This window comes from Extensimonas perlucida (genome assembly GCF_007655255.1).
GTDB classification, from domain to species: Bacteria; Pseudomonadota; Gammaproteobacteria; order Burkholderiales; family Burkholderiaceae_C; genus Extensimonas; species Extensimonas perlucida.
The window spans coordinates 40515-60551 of sequence record NZ_VMYE01000009.1 but is presented as its reverse complement, the minus strand read 5'-3'; the positions used below and the strand labels follow the sequence as shown (position 1 = coordinate 60551).

General features: G+C 66.5%; 13 protein-coding genes. 4 read left to right on the top strand and 9 right to left on the bottom strand.

Annotated elements, in window-relative coordinates; genetic code table 11:
- Positions 1–157: 157 nt before the first annotated feature.
- The 9 genes from FK527_RS09595 to FK527_RS09555 all read right to left on the bottom strand — a co-directional run bounded on the left by FK527_RS09595 (position 158) and on the right by FK527_RS09555 (position 12878).
- Entirely contained in the window at positions 158–853 is a 696-nt protein-coding gene (locus tag FK527_RS09595; protein WP_144732769.1) for an ABC transporter ATP-binding protein, read from the bottom strand.
- A 1-nt stretch (position 854) separates the two neighbouring features.
- Entirely contained in the window at positions 855–1676 is an 822-nt protein-coding gene (locus tag FK527_RS09590; protein WP_144732766.1) for an ABC transporter ATP-binding protein, read from the bottom strand.
- Positions 1673–2983, bottom strand: coding sequence for a branched-chain amino acid ABC transporter permease (locus tag FK527_RS09585; RefSeq protein WP_144732763.1), 1311 nt, complete (start codon positions 2981–2983; stop codon positions 1673–1675). Before FK527_RS09585 ends, FK527_RS09590 begins: the two co-directional genes overlap by 4 nt.
- A 40-nt stretch (positions 2984–3023) precedes the next feature.
- Positions 3024–3977: a branched-chain amino acid ABC transporter permease gene (locus FK527_RS09580; protein WP_144732760.1), complete on the bottom strand. Its 954-nt coding sequence runs from the start codon at positions 3975–3977 to the stop codon at positions 3024–3026.
- A gap of 100 nt (positions 3978–4077) precedes the next feature.
- Positions 4078–5310 carry a branched-chain amino acid ABC transporter substrate-binding protein gene (locus tag FK527_RS09575; RefSeq protein WP_144732757.1) on the bottom strand — a complete coding sequence of 411 codons (1233 nt, stop codon included), beginning with the start codon at positions 5308–5310 and terminating at the stop codon, positions 4078–4080.
- 100 nt (positions 5311–5410) lie between these two features.
- Complete coding sequence (locus FK527_RS09570; protein ID WP_144732754.1) at positions 5411–7051, bottom strand: 3-(methylthio)propionyl-CoA ligase; 1641 nt, start codon at positions 7049–7051, stop codon at positions 5411–5413.
- Positions 7052–7146: 95 nt separating this feature from the next.
- Positions 7147–8244 (bottom strand): cation diffusion facilitator family transporter, encoded by a 1098-nt coding sequence (locus FK527_RS09565; protein WP_144732751.1) that lies wholly within the window; start codon positions 8242–8244, stop codon positions 7147–7149.
- Positions 8241–11096: a DUF349 domain-containing protein gene (locus tag FK527_RS09560; RefSeq protein WP_144732748.1), complete on the bottom strand. Its 2856-nt coding sequence runs from the start codon at positions 11094–11096 to the stop codon at positions 8241–8243. Before FK527_RS09560 ends, FK527_RS09565 begins: the two co-directional genes overlap by 4 nt.
- Before the next feature lie 135 nt (positions 11097–11231).
- A complete protein-coding gene (locus FK527_RS09555) occupies positions 11232–12878 on the bottom strand; it encodes an acyl-CoA synthetase (RefSeq protein ID WP_144732745.1) in 1647 nt (548 codons plus the stop codon).
- A 156-nt stretch (positions 12879–13034) separates the two neighbouring features.
- Here FK527_RS09555 and dnaG point away from each other — a divergent pair, with 156 nt between their 5' ends.
- The 4 genes from dnaG (at position 13035) to pheA (ending at position 20030) form a co-directional block, all read left to right on the top strand.
- A complete protein-coding gene (gene dnaG / locus FK527_RS09550; protein WP_144732742.1) occupies positions 13035–14945 on the top strand; it encodes a DNA primase in 1911 nt (636 codons plus the stop codon).
- 82 nt (positions 14946–15027) lie between these two features.
- Positions 15028–17685 (top strand): DNA gyrase subunit A, encoded by a 2658-nt coding sequence (gene gyrA / locus FK527_RS09545; RefSeq protein WP_144732739.1) that lies wholly within the window; start codon positions 15028–15030, stop codon positions 17683–17685.
- Positions 17686–17759: 74 nt separating this feature from the next.
- On the top strand, positions 17760–18869 hold the full coding sequence (gene serC, locus FK527_RS09540; RefSeq protein WP_144732736.1) for a 3-phosphoserine/phosphohydroxythreonine transaminase: 1110 nt from the start codon (positions 17760–17762) through the stop codon (positions 18867–18869).
- A 63-nt stretch (positions 18870–18932) separates the two neighbouring features.
- On the top strand, positions 18933–20030 hold the full coding sequence (gene pheA / locus FK527_RS09535; RefSeq protein ID WP_144732733.1) for a prephenate dehydratase: 1098 nt from the start codon (positions 18933–18935) through the stop codon (positions 20028–20030).
- Positions 20031–20037: the final 7 nt, after the last annotated feature.

Genomic DNA, 20037 nt, shown 5'->3' with positions numbered 1-20037 from the left:
TCCCGCTGCATCCCTGTTTGCGCAAGTCAAAAAAGAACGGTCGTGCGTTTTTATTGTAGAGACTTCATATGACCCTATGCCTGCCACGCCGGCAGCGCGCTGTCGCGGCAGAGACAAAGCCGACATCGCCTCCGCCGCGGGCTGCCGGCTGCCATCGTCACACCTCCAGCCATTCCTTGCGCACGGCGCTGTCGGCGCCCAGGCTCGCGGGCGGGCCTTCGTGCACGATGCGGCCGTGGCCCATGACCAGCGCACGGTCGGAAATGTGCATCGCGATCGTGAGCTTTTGCTCGATCAGCAGCACCGACACGCCGCGCGCGCGCAGCGCTTGCAGGTATTGCCCGACCTGCGCGACGATTTTGGGCGCCAGGCCCTCGGTAGGCTCGTCGATGATGATGAGATCCGGGTCGCCCATGAGCGTGCGGCACAGCGTGAGCATCTGCTGCTCGCCCCCCGACATCACGCCCGCTTCGGTGTGCTCGCGCTCCTTGAGGCGCGGGAACATGCGGTACATGTCGTCGAAGGTCCAACGGCTGCCGCGCCCCTTGCCTTTTTGCCCGAGCAGCAGGTTCTGGTGCACCGTCAGGCGCGGAAAAATGTCGCGGCTCTCCGGCACGTAGCCCAGGCCCAGGTGGGCGATTTCGTAGGTTTTGCGGCCTGCAAGCGGCTGCTCCTTCCAGCGGAGGTCGCCCTGCCATTGCACCAGGCCCATGATGGCCTTGGCGGTGGTCGAGCGGCCTGAGCCGTTGCGCCCGAGCAGCGCGACGATTTCGCCCGGCTGCACGTCGAAGGACACGCCATGCAGCACGTGGCTTTTGCCGTAAAAGGCATGGAGATCGCGTATCTGCAGCATGTCAATGTCCTCCCTGCACGCTGGCCGGCGTTTGCGCGTCTGCCACGGCCGAGCCGAGGTAGGCCTCTTGCACGCGCGCGTTGGCACGCACTTTTTCGGGCGTGTCGAAGGCGATGACCTCGCCATAGACAACCACGGCGATTTTGTCGGCCAGGCCAAACACCACGCCCATGTCGTGCTCCACGGTCAGTAGCGTGCGCCCTTCGGTGACGCTGCGGATGAGCTCGATGAAGTGCGCCGTTTCGCTGTGGCTCATGCCAGCCGTGGGCTCGTCGAGCAGGATCACGCGCGCGCCGCCCGCGATGGTGATGCCGATCTCGAGCGCGCGCTGCTCGGCGTAGGTCAGATGCATGGCCAGGGTGTCGCGCTTGTGCGCAAGGTGGATCATCTCCATGAGCTGCGCGGCGCGCTCGTTCGCGTCGTGCAGCTTGCTCAGCAGACGCCAGAAGCTGTAGCGGTAACCCAGGCTCCAGAGCACGCCGCAGCGCAGGTTCTCGAACACGCTGAGGTTGGGAAAGATGTTCGTGATCTGAAAGCTGCGCGACAGCCCCAGGCGATTGATTTCGAACGGTTTTTTGCCATCTATGCGGGCGCCGTGCAGCAGCACTTCGCCACTCGTGGGCGCGAAACGCCCGCTGATGAGGTTGAACAAGGTCGATTTGCCCGCGCCATTGGGGCCAATGATGGCCACGCGCTCGCCCGCGGCCACGGCCAGATTCGCGCCGCGGATGATCTCGGTCTTGCCAAAGCGCTTGCGCACGTCACGCAACTCGAGCGCGTAGCCTTGCGCCGTTGGGGATGCGCCGAGGGTGGAAGTCGTCATTGCGCACCTCCGTGTGCGGCCTGCGTACCACCTTCCATGGCAGCATCCCACTGGCGCGCAAACTGGCGCCGGCACAACTCGAACAAGCCCGCCCCCGTAAGCAACACCAAGACTGCACCGACCCAGCTATCGATCGCCTTGGCGTCGAGCGTCGCGCCCAAAAAGGACATTTGCGGCCCCAGCGCTTCGTTGAGCTGCAGGTGATAGGTCATCTCGACCATGGCCGCGGCACCCAGCACGGCCACGAGCGCCGTGCCGGCCAGTGCGAGGTACGCGACGCCCAAGCCGCGCAGCTTGCCCAAGGAAGCCAGGCGCAGGTTGAGCATGACCAGGCTCGCAATGCCGCCGGGCGCGAACATCACCATGAAGAGGAATGCCAGCCCGAGGTAGAGCAGCCACGCCTTGGTCAGTTCGGACAGCAGCACCGAAGCGAGCACGAGCAGCACGGCGCCGATGATGGGGCCGAAAAAGAAGGTGGCACCGCCGAGGAAGGTGAACAGCAGATAACTCCCCGAACGCACCACGCTCAGACTGTCGGCCGCGGTGACGATCTCGAACTGGATCGCAGTGAGCGCCCCGCCTATGCCCGCAAAAAAACCCGCGATGATGAAAGCCAGGTGGCGCACGCGCTGCGTGTTGTAGCCCACGAACTCCACGCGCTCGGGGTTGTCGCGCACGGCATTGAGCATGCGCCCGAGCGGCGTGCCCGTGAAAGCAAACATCGCCACCGTACACACGAAGCAATAGACCGCGATCAGGTAATACACCTGGATGCTGGGGCCGAAGTCAAAGCCAAAGAAAGACCGGCCATAGACGCGGTTGGTGCTCACCCCGCCCTCGCCACCGAAAAAACCCGGGAACATCAGCGCCATCGAGGCCATGAGTTCCCCGATTCCGAGCGTGATCATTGCAAAGGTGGTGCCGGCCTTGCGCGTGCTCACGTAACCCAGCAAGGCGGCAAAAAACATCCCCGCCACGCCACCGACGAGCGGCACCAGCACCAGCGGCAGCGCGATCGACCCTTGGCTTGCGAGGTTCATCGCGTGCACGGCGATGAAGGCGCCCAGCCCCGTATAGACGGCATGGCCGAAGCTCAACATGCCGCCCTGGCCGAGCAGGATGTTGTAAGACAGGCAAATGATGATGAGGTAGCCGATCTGCGCGAGCATGGTCAGCGCGAGGCTGCTGCGAAACAGCAGCGGCGCGAGCGCCAGCATCAAGGCGAACAGCCCCCAGACAAAAACGCGCCCGAGGTTCAGCGGCCGAAAGTGGTAGCCACGCTGTGTGGCGGCAGAGAAAGAAGGCATGGATGGCTCAAAATGGAGTCTTGGTCGTCTTTGGGCTGGGTCAATCCTCGCGCGTCCCGAGCAGCCCCTTGGGACGGAAGATCAGCATCAGCACCAGGAACAGGTAAGGCAAGATGGGCGCCACCTGCGCCAGCGTGAGCTGCAGCAGCGGCGCGCCGAAGGTGCTCTCGGACACGGCTACGCCGAGGCTCTGCAAGGCGCTCGCAAACGAGGCGTCTATGGCCACGGCAAAAGTCTGCACGACGCCGATCAGCAGCGAAGCCAAAAAAGCCCCGGCGAGCGAGCCCATGCCGCCGACCACCACCACGACGAACACGATGGAGCCCACAGACGCCGCCATGGCCGGCTCGGTGATGTAGGCGTTGCCGCCAATCACCCCTGCGAGGCCCGCGAGCGCGGCGCCGCCGCCGAACACCAGCGTGAACACGCGCGGCACGTTGTGGCCCAGCGCCTCGGCCATCTGCGGGTGCGTGAGCGCCGCCTGGATCACGAGCCCGATGCGCGTGCGCGTGAGCAGCAGCCACACGCCGAGCAGCATCAAGACGGCCACGAGCATGATGAAAGCGCGCGACTTCGGAAACTGCGTGCCGTAGAGCGTGAACAGCGCACCCTGCAACTGCGGCGGCAGCCCGTAAGGCACGGCGGCACGGCCCCACACGAGTTGCACGAGCTCGAGGATCACGTACGAGAGGCCGAAGGTGACGAGCAACTCGGCCACATGCCCGAAGCGGTGCACACGGCGCAGGCAATAGCGCTCGAACGCCGCGCCCAGCGTGAACACCAGCAGCGGCGCAAGCACCAGCGCCGGCCAAAAACCCAGCACGCCCGAGAGGCTATAAGCGAAATACGCGCCCAGCATGTAAAAGCTCGTGTGCGCGAAATTGAGCACGCCCATCATGCTGAAAATCAGCGTAAGGCCCGCACTGAGCATGAACAAAAGCAGCCCATAGCTCACGCCATTGAGCAGCGAGATCACGAAAAATTCGGCATTCATCGGGGGGCATCTGCAGCAGGAAATCAAACATCCACGCCGTCGCGGAGAGCGCAATGTCTGCGCACTCCGCTCACTGCTTGGTTAAGAGCCCAGAGGAGGCTCAGGACGGCCGCTTCATCTGGCACGAAGTGGGCGTGCTCGCGACGTAAGGCTCGTAATACTTCACAGGCACCAGCGTGTAGCCCGTGTTTTCGGGCGAATACGGGTACTTGGCGCTGGCCTTTTCCCAGCGCGTGATGTAGAGGCCCTGTTGCAGCTGGTGGTCGGTCTTGCGCATCTCGACCTCGCCATTGAAGCTCTTGAAGCGCATCCCTTCGAGCGTTGCCGCAACCTTCACGGGGTCGGTCGACTTGGTGCGCGTGAACGCTTCAACCAACGATGCGAACACCGTATAGATGTCCGAGGTATAGAGGTCGTCGTTGAACTTGGCCTTGAACTGGTCGGCGAGCTTGCCGATCTCGCCGCCCATGTTGTAGTGCGCGTAGCTGACCTGATAGACCTTGCCCGCAGAAGCCGCGCCCATGGCCGTGGGCGTGCCCGTGGTCACGGCGTAGTAGGTGTAGAACTTGACGTTCAAGCCCGCGTCGTTCGCGGCCTTGATGAGCAAGGTCAAATCGGAGCCCCAGTTGCCGGTGATGACGGTGTCGGCACCCGACTGCTTGATCTTCGCGATGTAAGGGGAAAAGTCGCGCACCTGGGCGAGCGGATGCAAGTCGTCACCGACGAATTCCACCTCGGGGCGCTTGCGCTTCATCATGGCCTTGGCGAATTTGGATACCTGCTGGCCGTGCGAGTAGTTCTGGTTGATGAGGTAGATCTTCTTGATCTCGGGCTGATCCTTCATGTAGGTGGTCAGCGCCTCCATCTTCATCGAGGTATCGGCGTCGTAGCGAAAGTGCCAGTAGCTGCACTTGCTGTTCGTGAGGTCCGGATCGACGGCCGCGTAATTCAGGTAGATCACCTCTTTGCCGGGGTTGCGCACGTTGTGCTTTTCGAGCGCGTCGATGATCGCGAGCGCGGGCCCCGAGCCATTGCCCTGCAGCACGTAGCGCGCGCCCTGATCCATGGCAGAGCGCAGCGCGCTCGTGGTCTCCTGCGGGCTGAGCTTGTTGTCTATGCCTATGACCTCGAACTTGACGCCGGCCGCGTTTTTCTTGTTGAACTCTTCGGCCAGGAACTGCGTGGTCTTGAGCTGGTTCGTCCCCACCGCCGCCATGAGCCCCGAAAGCGGGTCCAGCCAGGCAATCTTGACCGTCTCTCCTTTTTGGGCAAAAGCGCCGCTGGCGCTTGCCAATAGGACGGTAGCAGCTATTGTCTTGAAAGCGAGTTGCATGGGATCGTCTCCTGTGAGTTGGACAGGCGACAAGGCTACTGCAGTGCACAAAAAAAACGCTCAGGGATTGCCCTGAGCGCGAGTCACCCATGCGACCGATTTAGACGCCAGGCAACTTGTAATCCTTGAGCTGCTCACGCAGCTTGGCCTTGAGCATCTTGCCCGTCGCGCCCAGCGGGATCGCATCGACGAACACCACGTCGTCGGGGATTTGCCATTTCGCGATCTTGCCTTCATAAAAGGCCAGCAATTCCTCGCGCGTGACTTCGGCGCCAGGGCGCTTGACCACGACGACGATGGGGCGCTCGTCCCACTTGGGGTGCGGCATGCCCACACAGGCCGCCATCGCGACGGCGGGATGCGCCATGGCGATGTTTTCGATGTCGATCGAGCTGATCCACTCGCCGCCGGACTTGATCAAGTCCTTGCTGCGGTCGGTGATCTGCATGAAGCCATCAGGGTCTATGGTGGCCACGTCGCCCGTGGGAAACCAGCCATGCCCTTGGGCATCGACCACGAGCGGCGATTTTTCGCCCTTGAAGTAGCTGTCGACGATCCACGGGCCGCGGATCAGCAGGTCGCCATAGGTCTTGCCGTCCCAGGGCTGATCCTGGCCCGCGCCATCCACGATGCGCAAGTCCACGCCGAAAATCGGCCGGCCCTGCTTTTGCAGCAGCTTCATCTGCTCTTCGCGCGGCAGGCCCAGGTGCTTGCTTTTGAGCGTAGAGAGCGTGCCCAGCGGGCTCGTCTCGGTCATGCCCCAGGCGTGCAGCACCGTCACGCCGAATTCATCGCGGTAGGCGTCGATCAGGGCCGGCGGGCAGGCGGAGCCGCCGATCACCGTGCGTCGCAAAGTGCTGAACTTGAGGCCACCCGCGCGCACATGGTTGAGCAGCATCTGCCAGATGGTGGGCACGCCCGCGGCGAAGGTCACGCCCTCGGCCTCCATGAGCTCGTACAGCGACTTGCCGTCGAGCGCCGGCCCGGGCAGCACGAGTTTGCAGCCCGTGAGCGGCGCCGAATACGGAAGCCCCCAGGCATTCACGTGGAACATGGGCACCACGGGCATGGCGGCGTCGCGCGCGGAAAGCCCCATCACGTCGGGCAGCGCAGCGCCGTAGGCATGCAGCACGTTCGAGCGGTGGCTGTAGAGCACGCCCTTGGGATGCCCGGTGGTGCCGCTGGTGTAACACAGGCCCGAGGCGGTGTTTTCGTCGAACTCGGGCCAGGTGTAGGTGCTGCTTGCGCCGCCGATCCAGGACTCGTAGCTCACGAGGCCGGGGATGCCGCTGTCGGCCGGCAGCTTGTCGGCGTCGCACAGGGCGACCCATTTCTTCACCGTTGGGCACTGCGCGTGCACGGCCTGCACCAGCGGCAAAAAGGTAGTGTCAAAGCACAACACCTGGTCTTCGGCATGGTTCACGATCCAGGCCACCTGCTCGGGGTGCAGGCGCGGGTTGATGGTGTGCAGCACGCGGCCCGAGCCGCTCACGCCGAAATACATCTCCATGTGGCGGTAGCCATTCCAGGCCAGGCTGGCCACGCGGTCGCCAAACTGCAAACCCTCGCGCTCGAGCGTGTTCGCGAGCTGCCGCGCACGCGCCGCAAGCTCGCGGTAGGTGTAGCGGTGGATGTCGCCCTCGACCCGGCGCGACACGACCTCGGTGTCGCCATGGTAGCGCTCGGCGAACTGGATCAACGAAGAAATCAGCAACGGTTGTTTTTGCATGAGCCCCAGCATCTGGATTCCTCTTTGGTTGGGCGGTTGGTGAAAAAAACGAAGGCGCGGATGTTAGCGCGTGCGGCAGCGGGACGAGTGCGTTGCGAAAACGGCTTTCAACCGTGAGATGCACGCAGTGACTCGATCGGCTGCTGCAGGACCTGTAGCGTGGCGTGCTGGATGCCGAAGCGGCTGCGCAGCTCTTCGGCGGCGCGGTGCAGTGCAGCGTCGCCCAGCGGCCCGCCGGGCGCGATCAAATGCGCCGAGAGCGCGATCTGCGTGGTGCCCATGGCCCAGATGTGCAGGTCGTCCACGTGCTCCACGCCGGGCAGCTGTTCGAGGTAAGCGCGCACGGCGAGTGGGTCCACGCGCTCGGGTACGCCGTCGAACAGCAGGCGCGTGGATTCGCGCAGCAGCCCCCAGCTGCCGAGCACGATCACGACGGCCACCGTGAGGCTCATGACCGGGTCCAACCAGCCCCAGCCGCGCCACAGGTACAGCGCGCCCGCAATCACCACGCCCAGCGACACCAGCGCGTCGGCCGCCATGTGCAAAAAGGCGCCGCGCACGTTCAGGTCGCCGTGCTGGCCGCGCAAAAACAGCAGCGCCGTGGCACTGTTGACCACGATGCCCGCAGCGGCCACGCCCACCACCGTCCAGCCCTGCACGGCCTGCGGCTGCGCGAGGCGCTGCACGGCCTCCCAGGCCAGCCAGCCCATGGCCGCAAACAGCAGCACGGCGTTGGCGAAGGCCGCGAGGATGGACGCGCGCTGCCAGCCGTAGGTGTGGCGCGCATCGGGTTTGAGCTGCAGCGCCCAGGCGCCGGCCCAGGCGAGCGCCAGGCCTGCCACGTCACTCAGGTTGTGCGCCGCGTCGGCAAGCAGGGCGAGCGAGCCGGCCCACCAGCCGCTTGCCGCTTCGAGCACGACGAAGCCAAGGTTGAGCGCGATGCCGAGCGCGAACGCGCGGCCGAAGTCCTGCGGGGCCTGGCCGTGGTGGTGCTCGGGGTGAAAGTGTGCATGGTGCCCGTGGTGCGCATGCGGGCCGCAGGCAGGGGGACTGGCGTCGGCGGGTTCGTGATCGGTATGGCAGGCATGCCCTTGCTCGGCCCCGCCCTGCCCTACAGCCGGTGTTGGTGCGGGCGGCGCCGCGTCCGGTGCCGGCCCATGCGCTTCGGGCACCCCGCCCTGGCCCTGCCCCTTGGCCTGGCTCATTTGCGCAGCAGCACCTTGAGCACGTTTTGCAGGCGGCGCGCCTGCGCGGCGTCGTAGGGCGCAGCGAGCAGCTTGGCCATGTCCTGCGCCCAAGTTTGCGCCGGGGCGGGATCGTGGCGGCGCGTGAGCAGTTGCAGCTGCAGCAGGCGGCGCGCGCTCAACTGCTCTGCGGGCGTGGGCACTTCGGCGGCGATCTCCAGGCGCAGCAGCGTTTGCTCAGCGTCTGCCGCAGACGCCGTGGGCGCCGCAGACAGGGCCTGCACCCAGGCATTGCGCTGCGCCGCGCTTACGCGCGCGCCCAGCTCCTGCGCAGCGGGCACGAGCGCAGGGTCGCGCTTTTCCCAGGCTGTGAGCAGGTGCGTGAGCACTTCGCCATGCGCCTGCGCCGCGAGCTTTTTGAGCGCCAGCTGGGCGCGTTCCAGGGCCTCGCGCTGCGCGCGGAAGGCCGTGTCACCCAGGCGCGGGGCGCGCTCTGCGCGTTCTTCGCGCCCTTCATACCCAGCTCGCCCCTCGTACCCGCCCCGCCCTGCGCGCTCGCCCGCTCGGCCGGCATCGCGCCCGAACGCAGCGCGCCCGCCTTCGGGGCGCGCATCGCGTCGGCCTGCGGGCCGGGCGCCGTGCGGGTGTGTGGCGGGCAGATTCTTCTGCACGCCGGGGCGGTCGTCGCCGCGCACGGCGATCACGGGGCGCGGTGCGGGCTTTGCGGGCGTCGTTGCGGGAGCCGCGTGTTGGGGCTCGGTGCCTTCGGCCGCGGCTTCAGCAGCTGCGGCGGGCGTCGCTTCTGCGACCGATTTCGCTTCGCCTTCAGGAGCTGCTTGTGCAGATTCAGCGGGCGCCAAGGGCTGATTTGGTTCGGATTCTGCAGCGCCCGGTGTGGGCTGCGCTGCTGCAGCGGGAGCGGCGGGGGCAGCGCCAGGTTCGGGCGCGGCGGACGCGTGCAACGCAGCGTCGAGCGCGGCCATGGCGGCGCGGATCTGCTGCGCATCGCCGCTCGCGCTTGCCGCTTCGAGGGCGCGCGCGGCGTCGATCACGGCGCGGTCGCGCGCAGAGAGCGCGGCCTCGGCCTTGCTGCGCTCGGCCGACTTGCGCTGAAAGGCCTCGTCGAGCGGCTGGCGGAACGACTCCCAGAGCTTTTGCTCAAGCTTGCGATCGAGCGGCACTGCCTGCGCCTCGGTCTGCCAGCGCTGCTGCAAGGCCCGCACGGCGTCTATGCGCAAGCTCGGCGCGGAGGCCAGGGCCTGCGCCTCTTCGATCAGGGCGTGACGGCGTGCGAGGCTTTCTTTTTGCGCAGCCTCGAGCGGTGCGCTGGCTTCGGCCATGGCCTGCTTCCACAGCGGTTGCAACTCGGCAAAAACCTTTTCGGCCAGGTGCCCGGCGTCGCGCCAGCGTTCGGCAAACTGGTGCAGCGCGCGCTGCAGCCCCTTCCAGTCGCCCGCGGCTGCAAGGGCTTGCGCCTGCGTCTGCGCCCAGGTTTTGAGCTCCTCGATCAGCGCCTCGCGCTGTGCGCGGTGCTGCGCGGCTTCGGCGCGCACTTTGTCTAGCCATTCCTCGACGACTTTGTGCGCGGCATTGCAGGCCTCGTCGAAGCGCTTCCACAGCGCATGGTTGGGCGCGCCGCCCTGGTCGGCCTGCTTCCATTGCTCGCGCAGCTGGCGCAAGGTTTCCTGCATCTTGCGCCCGCCGAGCGCCTGGCCCTCGGGGCGCTGCAGCAGAGCCTCGGCCTTGGCGACGAGTTCTTCGCGCAGCTGGTCGGCGCTCCAGCGCTGCCAGCCTTCGAGCTCACCCGCGGCCACCAGCGCCTGGTGCACCTGCTGCTCCAGGGCCGCGCCGATGTGTTTGCCGTGCTCCTTGAGCGTGGCACGCAGCGCGGCGGCGGCGGCGGAGGTGGCCTTGCCCTGGCCTTCGGCGGTGGCCTGTTCGAGCGCAGCGAGGGCGCTGCGCACGGCCTGCTCGGCTTTTTCGCGCAATTCGGGCGCGATCTGCGCAGTCTGGGGCTTGGCGGCGCGCTCGGGCCGCGCGGCGGCCTCGCTCGGCAGGCCGCGTGCAGCGCGCAGTTCTTCGGCCCACACGGGCACGGGCGGCAGCGGCGCCTGCGCATCTTCGGCTGCGGCCACGGCCTGCGCGAGCGCAGCCTGGAAGGCATCCCACACCGCGAGCAGCTGCGTGCGCGAGGTTTCGAGCAGCGGCGGAAAGCGCGCTTCCACGCTCGCCCAGCTCGCGTCGCCCGTGAGCTCCTCGGCCTGCGCCTGCCAGCGTGCGACGTCGGCGCGCAGCTGCTCGAGCGCGGCCTGCGCGTCGCGCCAGGGCTTGGTCGAGAGCACCTCTATGCGCTGCGCGAGCAGCACTGCGGCCTCGCGCTGCACTTGCACGCGGTGCTGCAGGTCTTCGATCACCTTGACGCGCTCGGCCAGCTGCGTCTTGAGCGTGGCGAGCGGCTCACGCGACAGCGGCGCGCCGGCCTTGGCGGCGTCGCGCTGCCAGGCCAGGGCGTCGGCGATGTTGAGCTTGGGTGCAGCCAGCAGCGCCTGGGCTTTGTCGGCCCATTCGGCGGCGATGGCCTCCTGCGCCTTGGCGCGGCGGATTTCGTCGAGGCGCTCGCGCACCGCACGCGCGGCCCCTTTGTCGCGCGCGCTGAGCTCTTTGAACACTTCCTGCAGCTGCTCGGGCGTGGGCTGGGTGGCCAGCCACTCGCGGATGCGCGCGGCGCGCTCGCCGGATGTGGCGGCCGAGAAGGCTCCGCCGGTCAGTGCATCGAGCGGATGCGGCTCGTGGAGCTTGGCCGGGGCGGAGGCCGGGGCCGGGGTCACTTCGGGTGCGTCGGACATTTTGCTGCGAGAAAAAAGAGAAAACATGAATCCAATCGATCGGGAAAACACCGAAGGCCCAGCGCAGCCGGCAAATGCCGGCAAGGGCGATAAATCGCCGACAGCCCTTCGGGTCTGGCAAAGGCGCTATTTTGACCGGCTTCGCGCCTTCGCCCCACAGATTTATACGTTGATGGCCGTGGCCGATCCTGCCTGCTTGCGCAGTTCGAACTTCTGGATCTTGCCCGTGCTGGTCTTGGGCAGCTCGCCAAACACCACGGCGCGCGGCACTTTGAAGCCTGCGAGGTGCGCGCGGCAATGGGCGATGATGTCCTGCGCCGTGACCTGCGCGCCGGGCTTGAGCTCGATGAAGGCACAGGGCGTCTCGCCCCATTTCGGGTCAGGCTTGGCAACCACGGCGGCCGCGAGCACGGCAGGGTGGCGGTAGAGCACGTCTTCGACTTCGATCGAGGAAATGTTCTCGCCGCCCGAGATGATGATGTCCTTGCTGCGGTCCTTGATCTTGATGTAGCCGTCCGGGTATTGCACGCCGAGGTCGCCGCTGTGGAACCAGCCGCCGCGGAAAGCCTGCGCCGTGGCCTCGGGGTTCTTGAGGTAGCCCTTCATCGCGATGTTGCCGCGGAACATGATCTCGCCCATGGTTTCGCCGTCCTGCGGCACGGGCTGCATGGTTTCGGGGTCGAGCACGCGCACGTCGCGCTCGAGGTGGTAGCGCACGCCCTGGCGCGCATTCAGGCGCGCGCGCTCGCCGATGTCGAGCTGGCTCCAGGCATCTTGCTTGGCGCACACGGTGGCCGGGCCATAGACCTCGGTCAGGCCATACACATGCGTGAGGTCGAAGCCCAGGGTTTCCATGCCCTCGATCATCGAGGCCGGCGGCGCGGCGCCTGCCACCATGGCCTTGATGCCTTGGGGCACACCCTCTTTGAGCGCGGCCGGCGCATTCACGAGCAGGCTGTGCACGATGGGCGCGCCGCAGTAATGCGTGACGCCGTGCTGGCGCATGGCGTCGAAAATCGCTTGCGCCTCGACACGGCGCAGACACACGTTCACGCCCGCACGCGCCGCCACCGTCCACGGAAAGCACCAGCCGTTGCAGTGGAACATAGGCAGCGTCCACAGATACACCGCGTGCTTGGGCATGTCCCATTCGAGCACGTTGGAGATGGCGTTGAGCGCCGCGCCGCGGTGGTGATAAACCACGCCCTTGGGGTTGCCCGTGGTGCCGCTGGTGTAGTTGAGGGCGATCGCGTCCCACTCGTCGGCGGGCAGCTCCCAGGCAAACTGCGGGTCGCCTTCGGCGAGCAAGCCCTCGTAGCTCAGGCTGCCAAGGCGCTGCGCCGCCGCGCCATAGACGGCGTCTTCAACGTCGATCAATAGCAGCGGCTGCGGGTTCTGGCGCAGGGCCAGGGCCTTGGCCATGACGGGCGCGAATTCAGGATCGACGATGACCGCGCGTGCCTCGCCGTGGTCGAGCATGAAAGCGATGGCTTCGGGGTCGAGCCGGGTGTTGAGCGCATTGAGCACCGCGCCCGCCATGGGCACGCCGAAATGCGCCTCGACCATGGGCGGCGTGTTGGGCAGCATCACGGCCACGGTGTCGTTCTTGCCTATGCCGCGCTGGCGCAGGGCGCTGGCCAGGCGCCGGCAGCGCGCGTAGGTGTCGCGCCAGTTCTGGCGCAGCTCGCCATGCACGATGGCCAGGCGCTCGGGATAGACCTCGGCCGTACGCTCGATGAAGGACAGGGGCGAAAGCGGTGCGTAGTTGGCTGCGTTGCGTTCGAGATGTTGGTCGAAGATGCTGCTCATGGGGGCTCCTTGCGTTTTTTCCGTACAAACACCCGATTACAGCAAAAGCGGCTGACACGGGGCTGATCCATGTAAAGAGCCCGGCGGGACAGTGCCGGGGAGGTGCTCACGTGGGCGCGGGTGCAGCGCCATCGAACCTTGGGCGACAATCGCGCCGTGTCCATCCCCCAGTCTTTCATCGAAGAACTGCTCGCGCGCGTCGATGTGGTCGACGTCGTGGGCCGCTACGTGCCGCTCAAGAAAAGCGGCGCCAATTTCATGGGGCTGTGCCCGTTTCATGCGGAAAAATCGCCCTCGTTCAGCGTCAGTCCGTCCAAGCAGTTCTTTCACTGCTTCGGCTGCGGCAAGAGCGGCGACGCGATCGGCTTTCTGATGGAGCATGCGGGACTGGACTTCATCGAGGCCGTGCACGAGCTGGCGCAGCAAGTCGGCCTGCAGGTGCCCGAGGAGCACGCCTCGGCGCAGGACAAGGCGCGCGCTGCGGCGCAGCGGCAACAGCGCGCCACCTTGACCGAAGTGCTCGCGCGTGCCGCCGCCGCCTATAGCGAGGAGCTGCGCAAGTCGCCACGCGCCATCGCCTACCTCAAAAAGCGCGGCGTCTCGGGCGCCGTGGCCAAGCGCTACGGCCTCGGCTACGCGCCCGAAGGCTGGCACAAGCTCGCGGGCGTCTTTGCCCATTACGACGACCCGCTGCTCGAAGAGGCGGGCCTGGTCATCGTGCAGCCCGAAGACCACAAGCGCTACGACCGCTTTCGCGACCGCGTGATGTTCCCGATCCGCAACGTCAAGGGCGAGTGCGTAGGCTTTGGCGGGCGCGTGCTCGGCGACGAAAAGCCCAAATACCTCAACTCGCCCGAAACGCCGGTGTTCCACAAGGGGCGCGAGCTGTACGGCTTGTTCGAGGCACGCAGCGCGATCCGCGAGCACGGCTACGCGCTCGTGACCGAGGGCTACATGGACGTGGTCGCGCTGGCGCAGCTCGGCTTTCCGAACGCGGTGGCCACGCTGGGCACGGCCTGCACGCCCGAGCATGTGCAAAAGCTGCTGCGCTTTACCGACGCCGTGGTGTTCAGTTTCGACGGCGACGCCGCGGGCCGGCGCGCAGCGCGCAAGGCGCTCGATGCCGCCCTGCCCCACGCGCAGGACACACGCAGCTTCAAGTTTTTGTTCCTGCCGCCCGAGCACGACCCCGACAGCTTCATCCGCGCCTGGGGCCGCGATGCTTTTGCGCGCCACATCGGCGACGCGGTGCCGCTGAGCCGTTTTCTGCTCGACGCCGCGAGCGAGGGCTGCGACTTGGGCACGCCTGAAGGCCGCGCGCAGATGACGCACCACGCCAGGGCCCTGTGGAGCGCGCTGCCCGAAGGGCTGCTCAAGCGCCAGCTGCTCGGCGAAATCGCAGGCCTGGCGCAAATCGAAGCGGCGGAGCTCAGTGAATTCTGGGCGCAGGCCCAGCCCCTTGCACGCAACGCGGGCGCCCCGCCGCCGGGCGCGGCGCAGCGCGGCGGCCCGCGCGCCAGTCCACACGGCGGACGGCACGCCAGCGAGCGCGGCGGGTTTGCGGGCGCGGCGGCCAGCCCTTACGCCGCGACGGCGTGGCGCGCCCGCCTGCCGCGCTCGGCCCCCACGAGCCGCGCCGACCACGCCGTGCGGCTGCTGCTGTCGCACATGGCCTTCCTCGAAGAGCTCGCGCCCGAAGACCATGCCGCCCTCTGCGCCCTGCCGCCACCGCACGGGCCTTTGTTCGTCTGGCTCGAAGAACAGCTGCACGAGCACGGCGCGCAGACCTGGGCACTGCTGCGCGAGCGCCTGCGCGGCCACGCCTGCGCGCCGCTGGCCGAAAAGCTCATGACCGGCTCGCACGCCCAGACCGAGGGTGACCTGCACGAGCTGCGCGCCGAACTGCGCGACCTGCTCAACCGCGTGCTGATCGAACAGATCAAGGCCGAGGAAAGCACCCTCATCGCCACGGCCAGCCAGGACCCGGCGGCGCTGCAGCGCTACCGCGAGCTGCAGGCCCGGCGCAAGGCGCTCGAGACGGCGCACAACCTGCGCATCCCTTCGTGAAAAGTGCCGCGGCTTCCAGTCCGACAGGCTGCCCCGCCTAAAATGCCCGTTTGCCTTGTGCTGACACCCTGACCGTCGCCTTATGAACCCGTTTGCCAAAGAAACCCTGCCGATCAGCCTCGAAGAAGAAATGCGGCGCAGCTACCTCGACTACGCGATGAGCGTGATCGTGGGCCGCGCGCTACCGGACGCGCGCGACGGCCTCAAGCCCGTACACCGGCGCGTGCTGTTCGCCATGCACGAGCTCGGCAACGACTGGAACCGGCCCTACAAAAAATCCGCGCGCATCGTCGGCGACGTGATCGGTAAATACCACCCGCATGGCGACTCTGCCGTGTACGACACCATCGTGCGCATGGCGCAGGACTTTTCGCTGCGCCACATGCTCGTCGATGGCCAGGGCAATTTTGGCTCGGTCGATGGCGACAACGCGGCCGCGATGCGCTACACCGAAATCCGCCTGGCCAAAATCGCGCACGAGATGCTCGCCGACATCGACAAGGAAACCGTCGATTTCGGCCCCAACTACGACGGCAGCGAAAAAGAGCCGCTGGTGCTGCCGAGCAAGCTGCCCAATCTGCTCGTCAACGGCTCGGCCGGCATCGCCGTGGGCATGGCGACCAACATCCCGCCGCACAATTTGAATGAAGTGGTCGATGCCTGCCTGCACCTGCTGCAGCACCCCGAGGCCACGATCGACGAACTGATGGAGATCATCCCCGCGCCGGACTTCCCCACCGCGGGCATCATCTACGGCATCAACGGCGTCAAAGAGGGCTACCGCACCGGGCGCGGCAGGGTGGTGATGCGCGCCAAGTGCCATTTCGAGGACATAGACCGCGGTCAGCGCCAGGCCATCGTGGTCGATGAGCTGCCCTACCAGGTCAACAAAAAGACGCTGCAAGAGCGCATGGCCGAGCTCGTGCACGAGAAAAAGCTCGAGGGCATCAGCCACATCCAGGACGAGTCGGACAAATCCGGCATGCGCCTGGTGATCGAGCTCAAGCGCGGCGAAGTGCCCGAGGTGGTGCTCAACAACCTCTACAAGCAGACGCAGCTGCAGGACACCTTCGGCATCAACATGGTGGCGCTGGTCGATGGCCAGCCGCGGCTGTGCAACCTCAAGGACCTGGTGCAGGTCTTTTTGCAGCACCGCCGCGAGGTGGTCACGCGCCGCACGGTGTTCGAGCTGCGCAAGGCGCGCGAGCGCGGCCATGTGCTCGAAGGCCTGGCCGTGGCGCTCGCGAACATCGACGAGTTCATCCGCATCATCCGCGAGTCGCCCACGCCGCCGGTGGCCAAGAGCGAGCTCATGGCGCGCAGCTGGGACAGCCAGCTCGTGCGCCAGATGCTCACGCGCGCCCGCGAAGACGGCAGCATGGTGAACGCCGACGACTACCGCCCCGAGGGGCTGGAGCGCGCCTTCGGCATGCAGGCCGACGGTCTGTATCGCCTGTCGGAGACGCAGGCGCAGGAAATCCTGCAAATGCGCCTGCAGCGCCTCACGGGCCTGGAGCAGGACAAGATCGTGGCCGAATACAAGGAAGTGATGGCGGCGATCGAAGACCTGCTCGACATCCTCGCCAAACCCGAGCGCGTCTCGGCCATCATGGGCGAGGAGCTCGCGACGCTCAAACAGGAGTTCGGCCAGACCAAGCTCGGCGCGCGCCGCAGCGTGATCGAATACAGCGCGCAAGACCTCTCGACCGAAGACCTGATCACGCCCACCGACATGGTGGTCACGCTAAGCCACGCGGGCTACGTCAAGGCGCAGCCGCTGTCGGAATACCGCGCACAAAAACGCGGCGGGCGCGGCAAGCAGGCCACGGCGACCAAAGAGGACGACTGGATAGACCAGCTCTTCATCGCCAACACGCACGACTACATCCTGTGCTTTTCCAACCGCGGGCGGCTGTATTGGCTCAAGGTGTGGGAAGCGCCCACAGGCTCGCGCGGCTCGCGCGGGCGGCCCATCGTCAACATGTTTCCGCTTGCCGAAGGCGAGAAGATCACCGTCGTGTTGCCGCTCACGGGCGCGGCGCGCAGCTTCCCCGAGGACCGCTACGTGTTCATGGCAACGAGCATGGGCACCGTGAAGAAAACCGCGCTGCCTGAATTCAGCAATCCGCGCAAGGCCGGCATCATCGCCGTCGACCTCGACGAGGGCGACTATCTGATCGGCGCGGCGCTCACCGACGGCAAGCACGACGTGATGCTGTTTTCCGACGGCGGCAAGGCCGTGCGCTTCGATGAAAACGACGTGCGCCCCATGGGCCGCAACGCGCGCGGCGTGCGCGGCATGCAGCTCGAGGAAGGCCAGCGCGTGATCGCCATGCTCGTGGCCGAAGACGAAACACAAAGCGTGCTCACCGCGACCGAAAACGGCTACGGCAAGCGCACCCCCATCACCGAATACACGCGCCACGGCCGCGGCACCAAGGGCATGATCGCGATCCAGCAAAGCGAGCGCAACGGCAAGGTCGTGGCCGCGACGCTGGTGCGCCCCGACGACGAGATCATGCTCATCACCGACACCGGCGTGCTCGTGCGCACGCGCGTCGCCGAAATCCGCGAGCTTGGCCGCGCCACACAAGGCGTGACGCTGATCGCGCTCGACCAAGGCGCCAAGCTCATCGGCCTGCAGCGCATCGTCGAAAACGACGCGCAGACGGAGGGTGGCGACCCCGATGAGGCCGACGACACAGGCGCGAACACGGGCGCGGGTGAGGATTCCGCCTGAACCCCTATGCTATTGAATAAATAGCTTCTTGCGCTTGATACGTCTGCACAAACGCCCTATTTTTCTTATAAACCATGAAGCGTCCCTACAACTTTTCCGCCGGCCCTGCGACCATGCCCGTAGAGGTGCTCGAGCAGGCCGCGGCCGAGATGCTCGACTGGCACGGCTGCGGCATGGGCGTGATGGAGATGAGCCACCGCGGCAAGGAGTTCATTTCTATCTACGAGCAGGCCGAGGCCGATCTGCGCGCCCTGCTCGCCGTGCCCGCGCACTTTCGCATCCTGTTCATGCAAGGCGGCGGGCTGGGGCAGAACGCCATCGTGCCGCTGAACCTCTCGCGCGCCGGCGTGGTGGACTTCGTCGTCACGGGCAGCTGGAGCCAGAAGTCCGAGCGCGAGGCGCACAAGTACGCAAGCGAGGTGAACATCGTCGCCTCGGGCGCGGACAGCGGCTTTACCACCGTGCCGCCGCCCGCAAGCTGGAATCTGAGCCGCGGCGCGAGCTACGTGCACCTGTGCAGCAACGAAACCATCCACGGCGTGGAGTTTCACGCCTTGCCCGACTTGCGCCAGCTCGGCAGCGAGGCGCCGCTGGTGATCGACTTTTCTTCGCATGTGGCCTCGCGCAGCGTGGATTGGTCGCGCGTCGGGCTCGCCTTTGCGGGCGCGCAGAAAAACCTCGGCCCCGCGGGCTTGACCATCGTGGTGGTGCGTGAAGACCTGCTGGGCCACGCGCTGCCCGTGTGCCCGAGCGCCTTCGACTTGCGCAACGTGGCCGAGCACCAGTCCATGTTCAACACCCCGCCAACCTGGGGCATCTACGTCGCGGGGCTGGTGTTCCAGTGGATTTTGCGCCAACGCGAAGGCGCGCTCAGCGGCGTGGCCGCGCTCGAGCAGCGCAACATCGCCAAGGCCGCGCTGCTCTACGGCGCCATAGACAATTCGCAGCTTTACTACAACAAAGTCGCGCCGCACTGCCGCTCGCGCATGAACATCCCCTTCTTCCTGCGCGATGAAAGCCGCAACGAGGCCTTTTTGGCTGGCGCGCGCGCCAACGGCCTGCTGCAGCTCAAAGGGCACAAGTCCGTGGGCGGCATGCGCGCAAGCCTCTACAACGCCATGCCGCTCGAAGGCGTGCAGGCGCTGGTTGGCTACATGCAAGAATTCGAACGCACGCAAGCCTGAACGCCTGAACCCGAAGCCCGCGCCGAAAACGCCCGAGCCTGCCAGCACGCCCCTTTTCACTCCATGACCGAACCCCAAGCCTCCCCTGAACTCGCGCCGCTGCGTGCGCAGATCGACGCCATTGACCAGGAACTGCTCAGCTTGCTGAACCGCCGCGCGCTCGTGGCCGAGCAGGTCGGTGAAGTCAAAAAACGCGAAGGCACGCCGTTTTTCCGTCCCGACCGTGTGGCGCAGGTCATCGAGAAGATGCAAAACGCCAACCCCGGCCCGCTCAAAGGGCCGCACGTGGCCGCGATTTGGCGCGAGATCATGTCCGCCTGCCTCGCGCTCGAGGCGCCGCAGCGCGTGGCCGTGCTCGGCCCCGAAGGCACTTTCTGCGAGCAGGCCGCGATCGAATTCTTCGGCGGCGCGGCCGACCTGATGTATTGCGCCACCTTCGACGAGGTGTTCCACGCCACCGCCGCGGGCAGCGCGCAATTCGGCGTCGTGGGCGTGGAAAACTCCACCGAAGGCGTGGTCGCACGCTCGCTCGACCTGTTTTTGCACTCGCCCACGCACATCGTCGGCGAAGTCAGCCTGCTGGTGCGGCACAACCTCATGCGCACGCTCAACTCTCTCGACGGCATCGAAGCCGTGCTCGCGCACCCGCAGGCGCTCGCGCAATGCCACGCCTGGCTCGCCAAGCACCTGCCGCACGCCGAGCGCCGCCCCGTTTCGAGCAACGCCGAGGGCGCACGCCTGGCCAGCACCAACCCGGCCTGGGCCGCGCTCTCGAGCGAGCGTGCAGCCGCGCAGTTTGGCCTCTACATCGTCGCGCACGCGATCCAGGACGACGCCTACAACCGCACGCGCTTCGCCGTCATCTGCCTGCCGCACACGCTCGAAGTGCCGCAGCCCTCGGGCAAGGACTGCACCAGCCTGGTCGTCTCGGTGCCCAACCGCCCGGGCGCGGTGCACGATCTGCTCGTGCCGCTCAAGACGCACGGCGTCTCGATGACGCGCTTCGAGTCGCGCCCCGCGCGCACCGGGCATTGGGAGTATTACTTCTACATCGACCTCGACGGCCATCCGTCGCAGCCGCATGTGGCGCGCGCGCTGGAGGAACTGCGCGGGCTCTGCGCCTTCTACAAGATGCTCGGCGCCTACCCCGTGGCAGCGTGAGGCGCAG

Coding starts and splice junctions, on each gene's coding strand:
- FK527_RS09595 (WP_144732769.1), bottom strand. CDS start 853: ATGCTGCAGATACGCGATCTCCATGCCTTTTACGGCAAAAGCCACGTG.
- FK527_RS09590 (WP_144732766.1), bottom strand. CDS start 1,676: ATGACGACTTCCACCCTCGGCGCATCCCCAACGGCGCAAGGCTACGCG.
- FK527_RS09585 (WP_144732763.1), bottom strand. CDS start 2,983: ATGCCTTCTTTCTCTGCCGCCACACAGCGTGGCTACCACTTTCGGCCG.
- FK527_RS09580 (WP_144732760.1), bottom strand. CDS start 3,977: ATGAATGCCGAATTTTTCGTGATCTCGCTGCTCAATGGCGTGAGCTAT.
- FK527_RS09575 (WP_144732757.1), bottom strand. CDS start 5,310: ATGCAACTCGCTTTCAAGACAATAGCTGCTACCGTCCTATTGGCAAGC.
- FK527_RS09570 (WP_144732754.1), bottom strand. CDS start 7,051: ATGCTGGGGCTCATGCAAAAACAACCGTTGCTGATTTCTTCGTTGATC.
- FK527_RS09565 (WP_144732751.1), bottom strand. CDS start 8,244: ATGAGCCAGGCCAAGGGGCAGGGCCAGGGCGGGGTGCCCGAAGCGCAT.
- FK527_RS09560 (WP_144732748.1), bottom strand. CDS start 11,096: ATGTTTTCTCTTTTTTCTCGCAGCAAAATGTCCGACGCACCCGAAGTG.
- FK527_RS09555 (WP_144732745.1), bottom strand. CDS start 12,878: ATGAGCAGCATCTTCGACCAACATCTCGAACGCAACGCAGCCAACTAC.
- gyrA (WP_144732739.1), top strand. CDS start 15,028: ATGAACCCGTTTGCCAAAGAAACCCTGCCGATCAGCCTCGAAGAAGAA.
- serC (WP_144732736.1), top strand. CDS start 17,760: ATGAAGCGTCCCTACAACTTTTCCGCCGGCCCTGCGACCATGCCCGTA.
- pheA (WP_144732733.1), top strand. CDS start 18,933: ATGACCGAACCCCAAGCCTCCCCTGAACTCGCGCCGCTGCGTGCGCAG.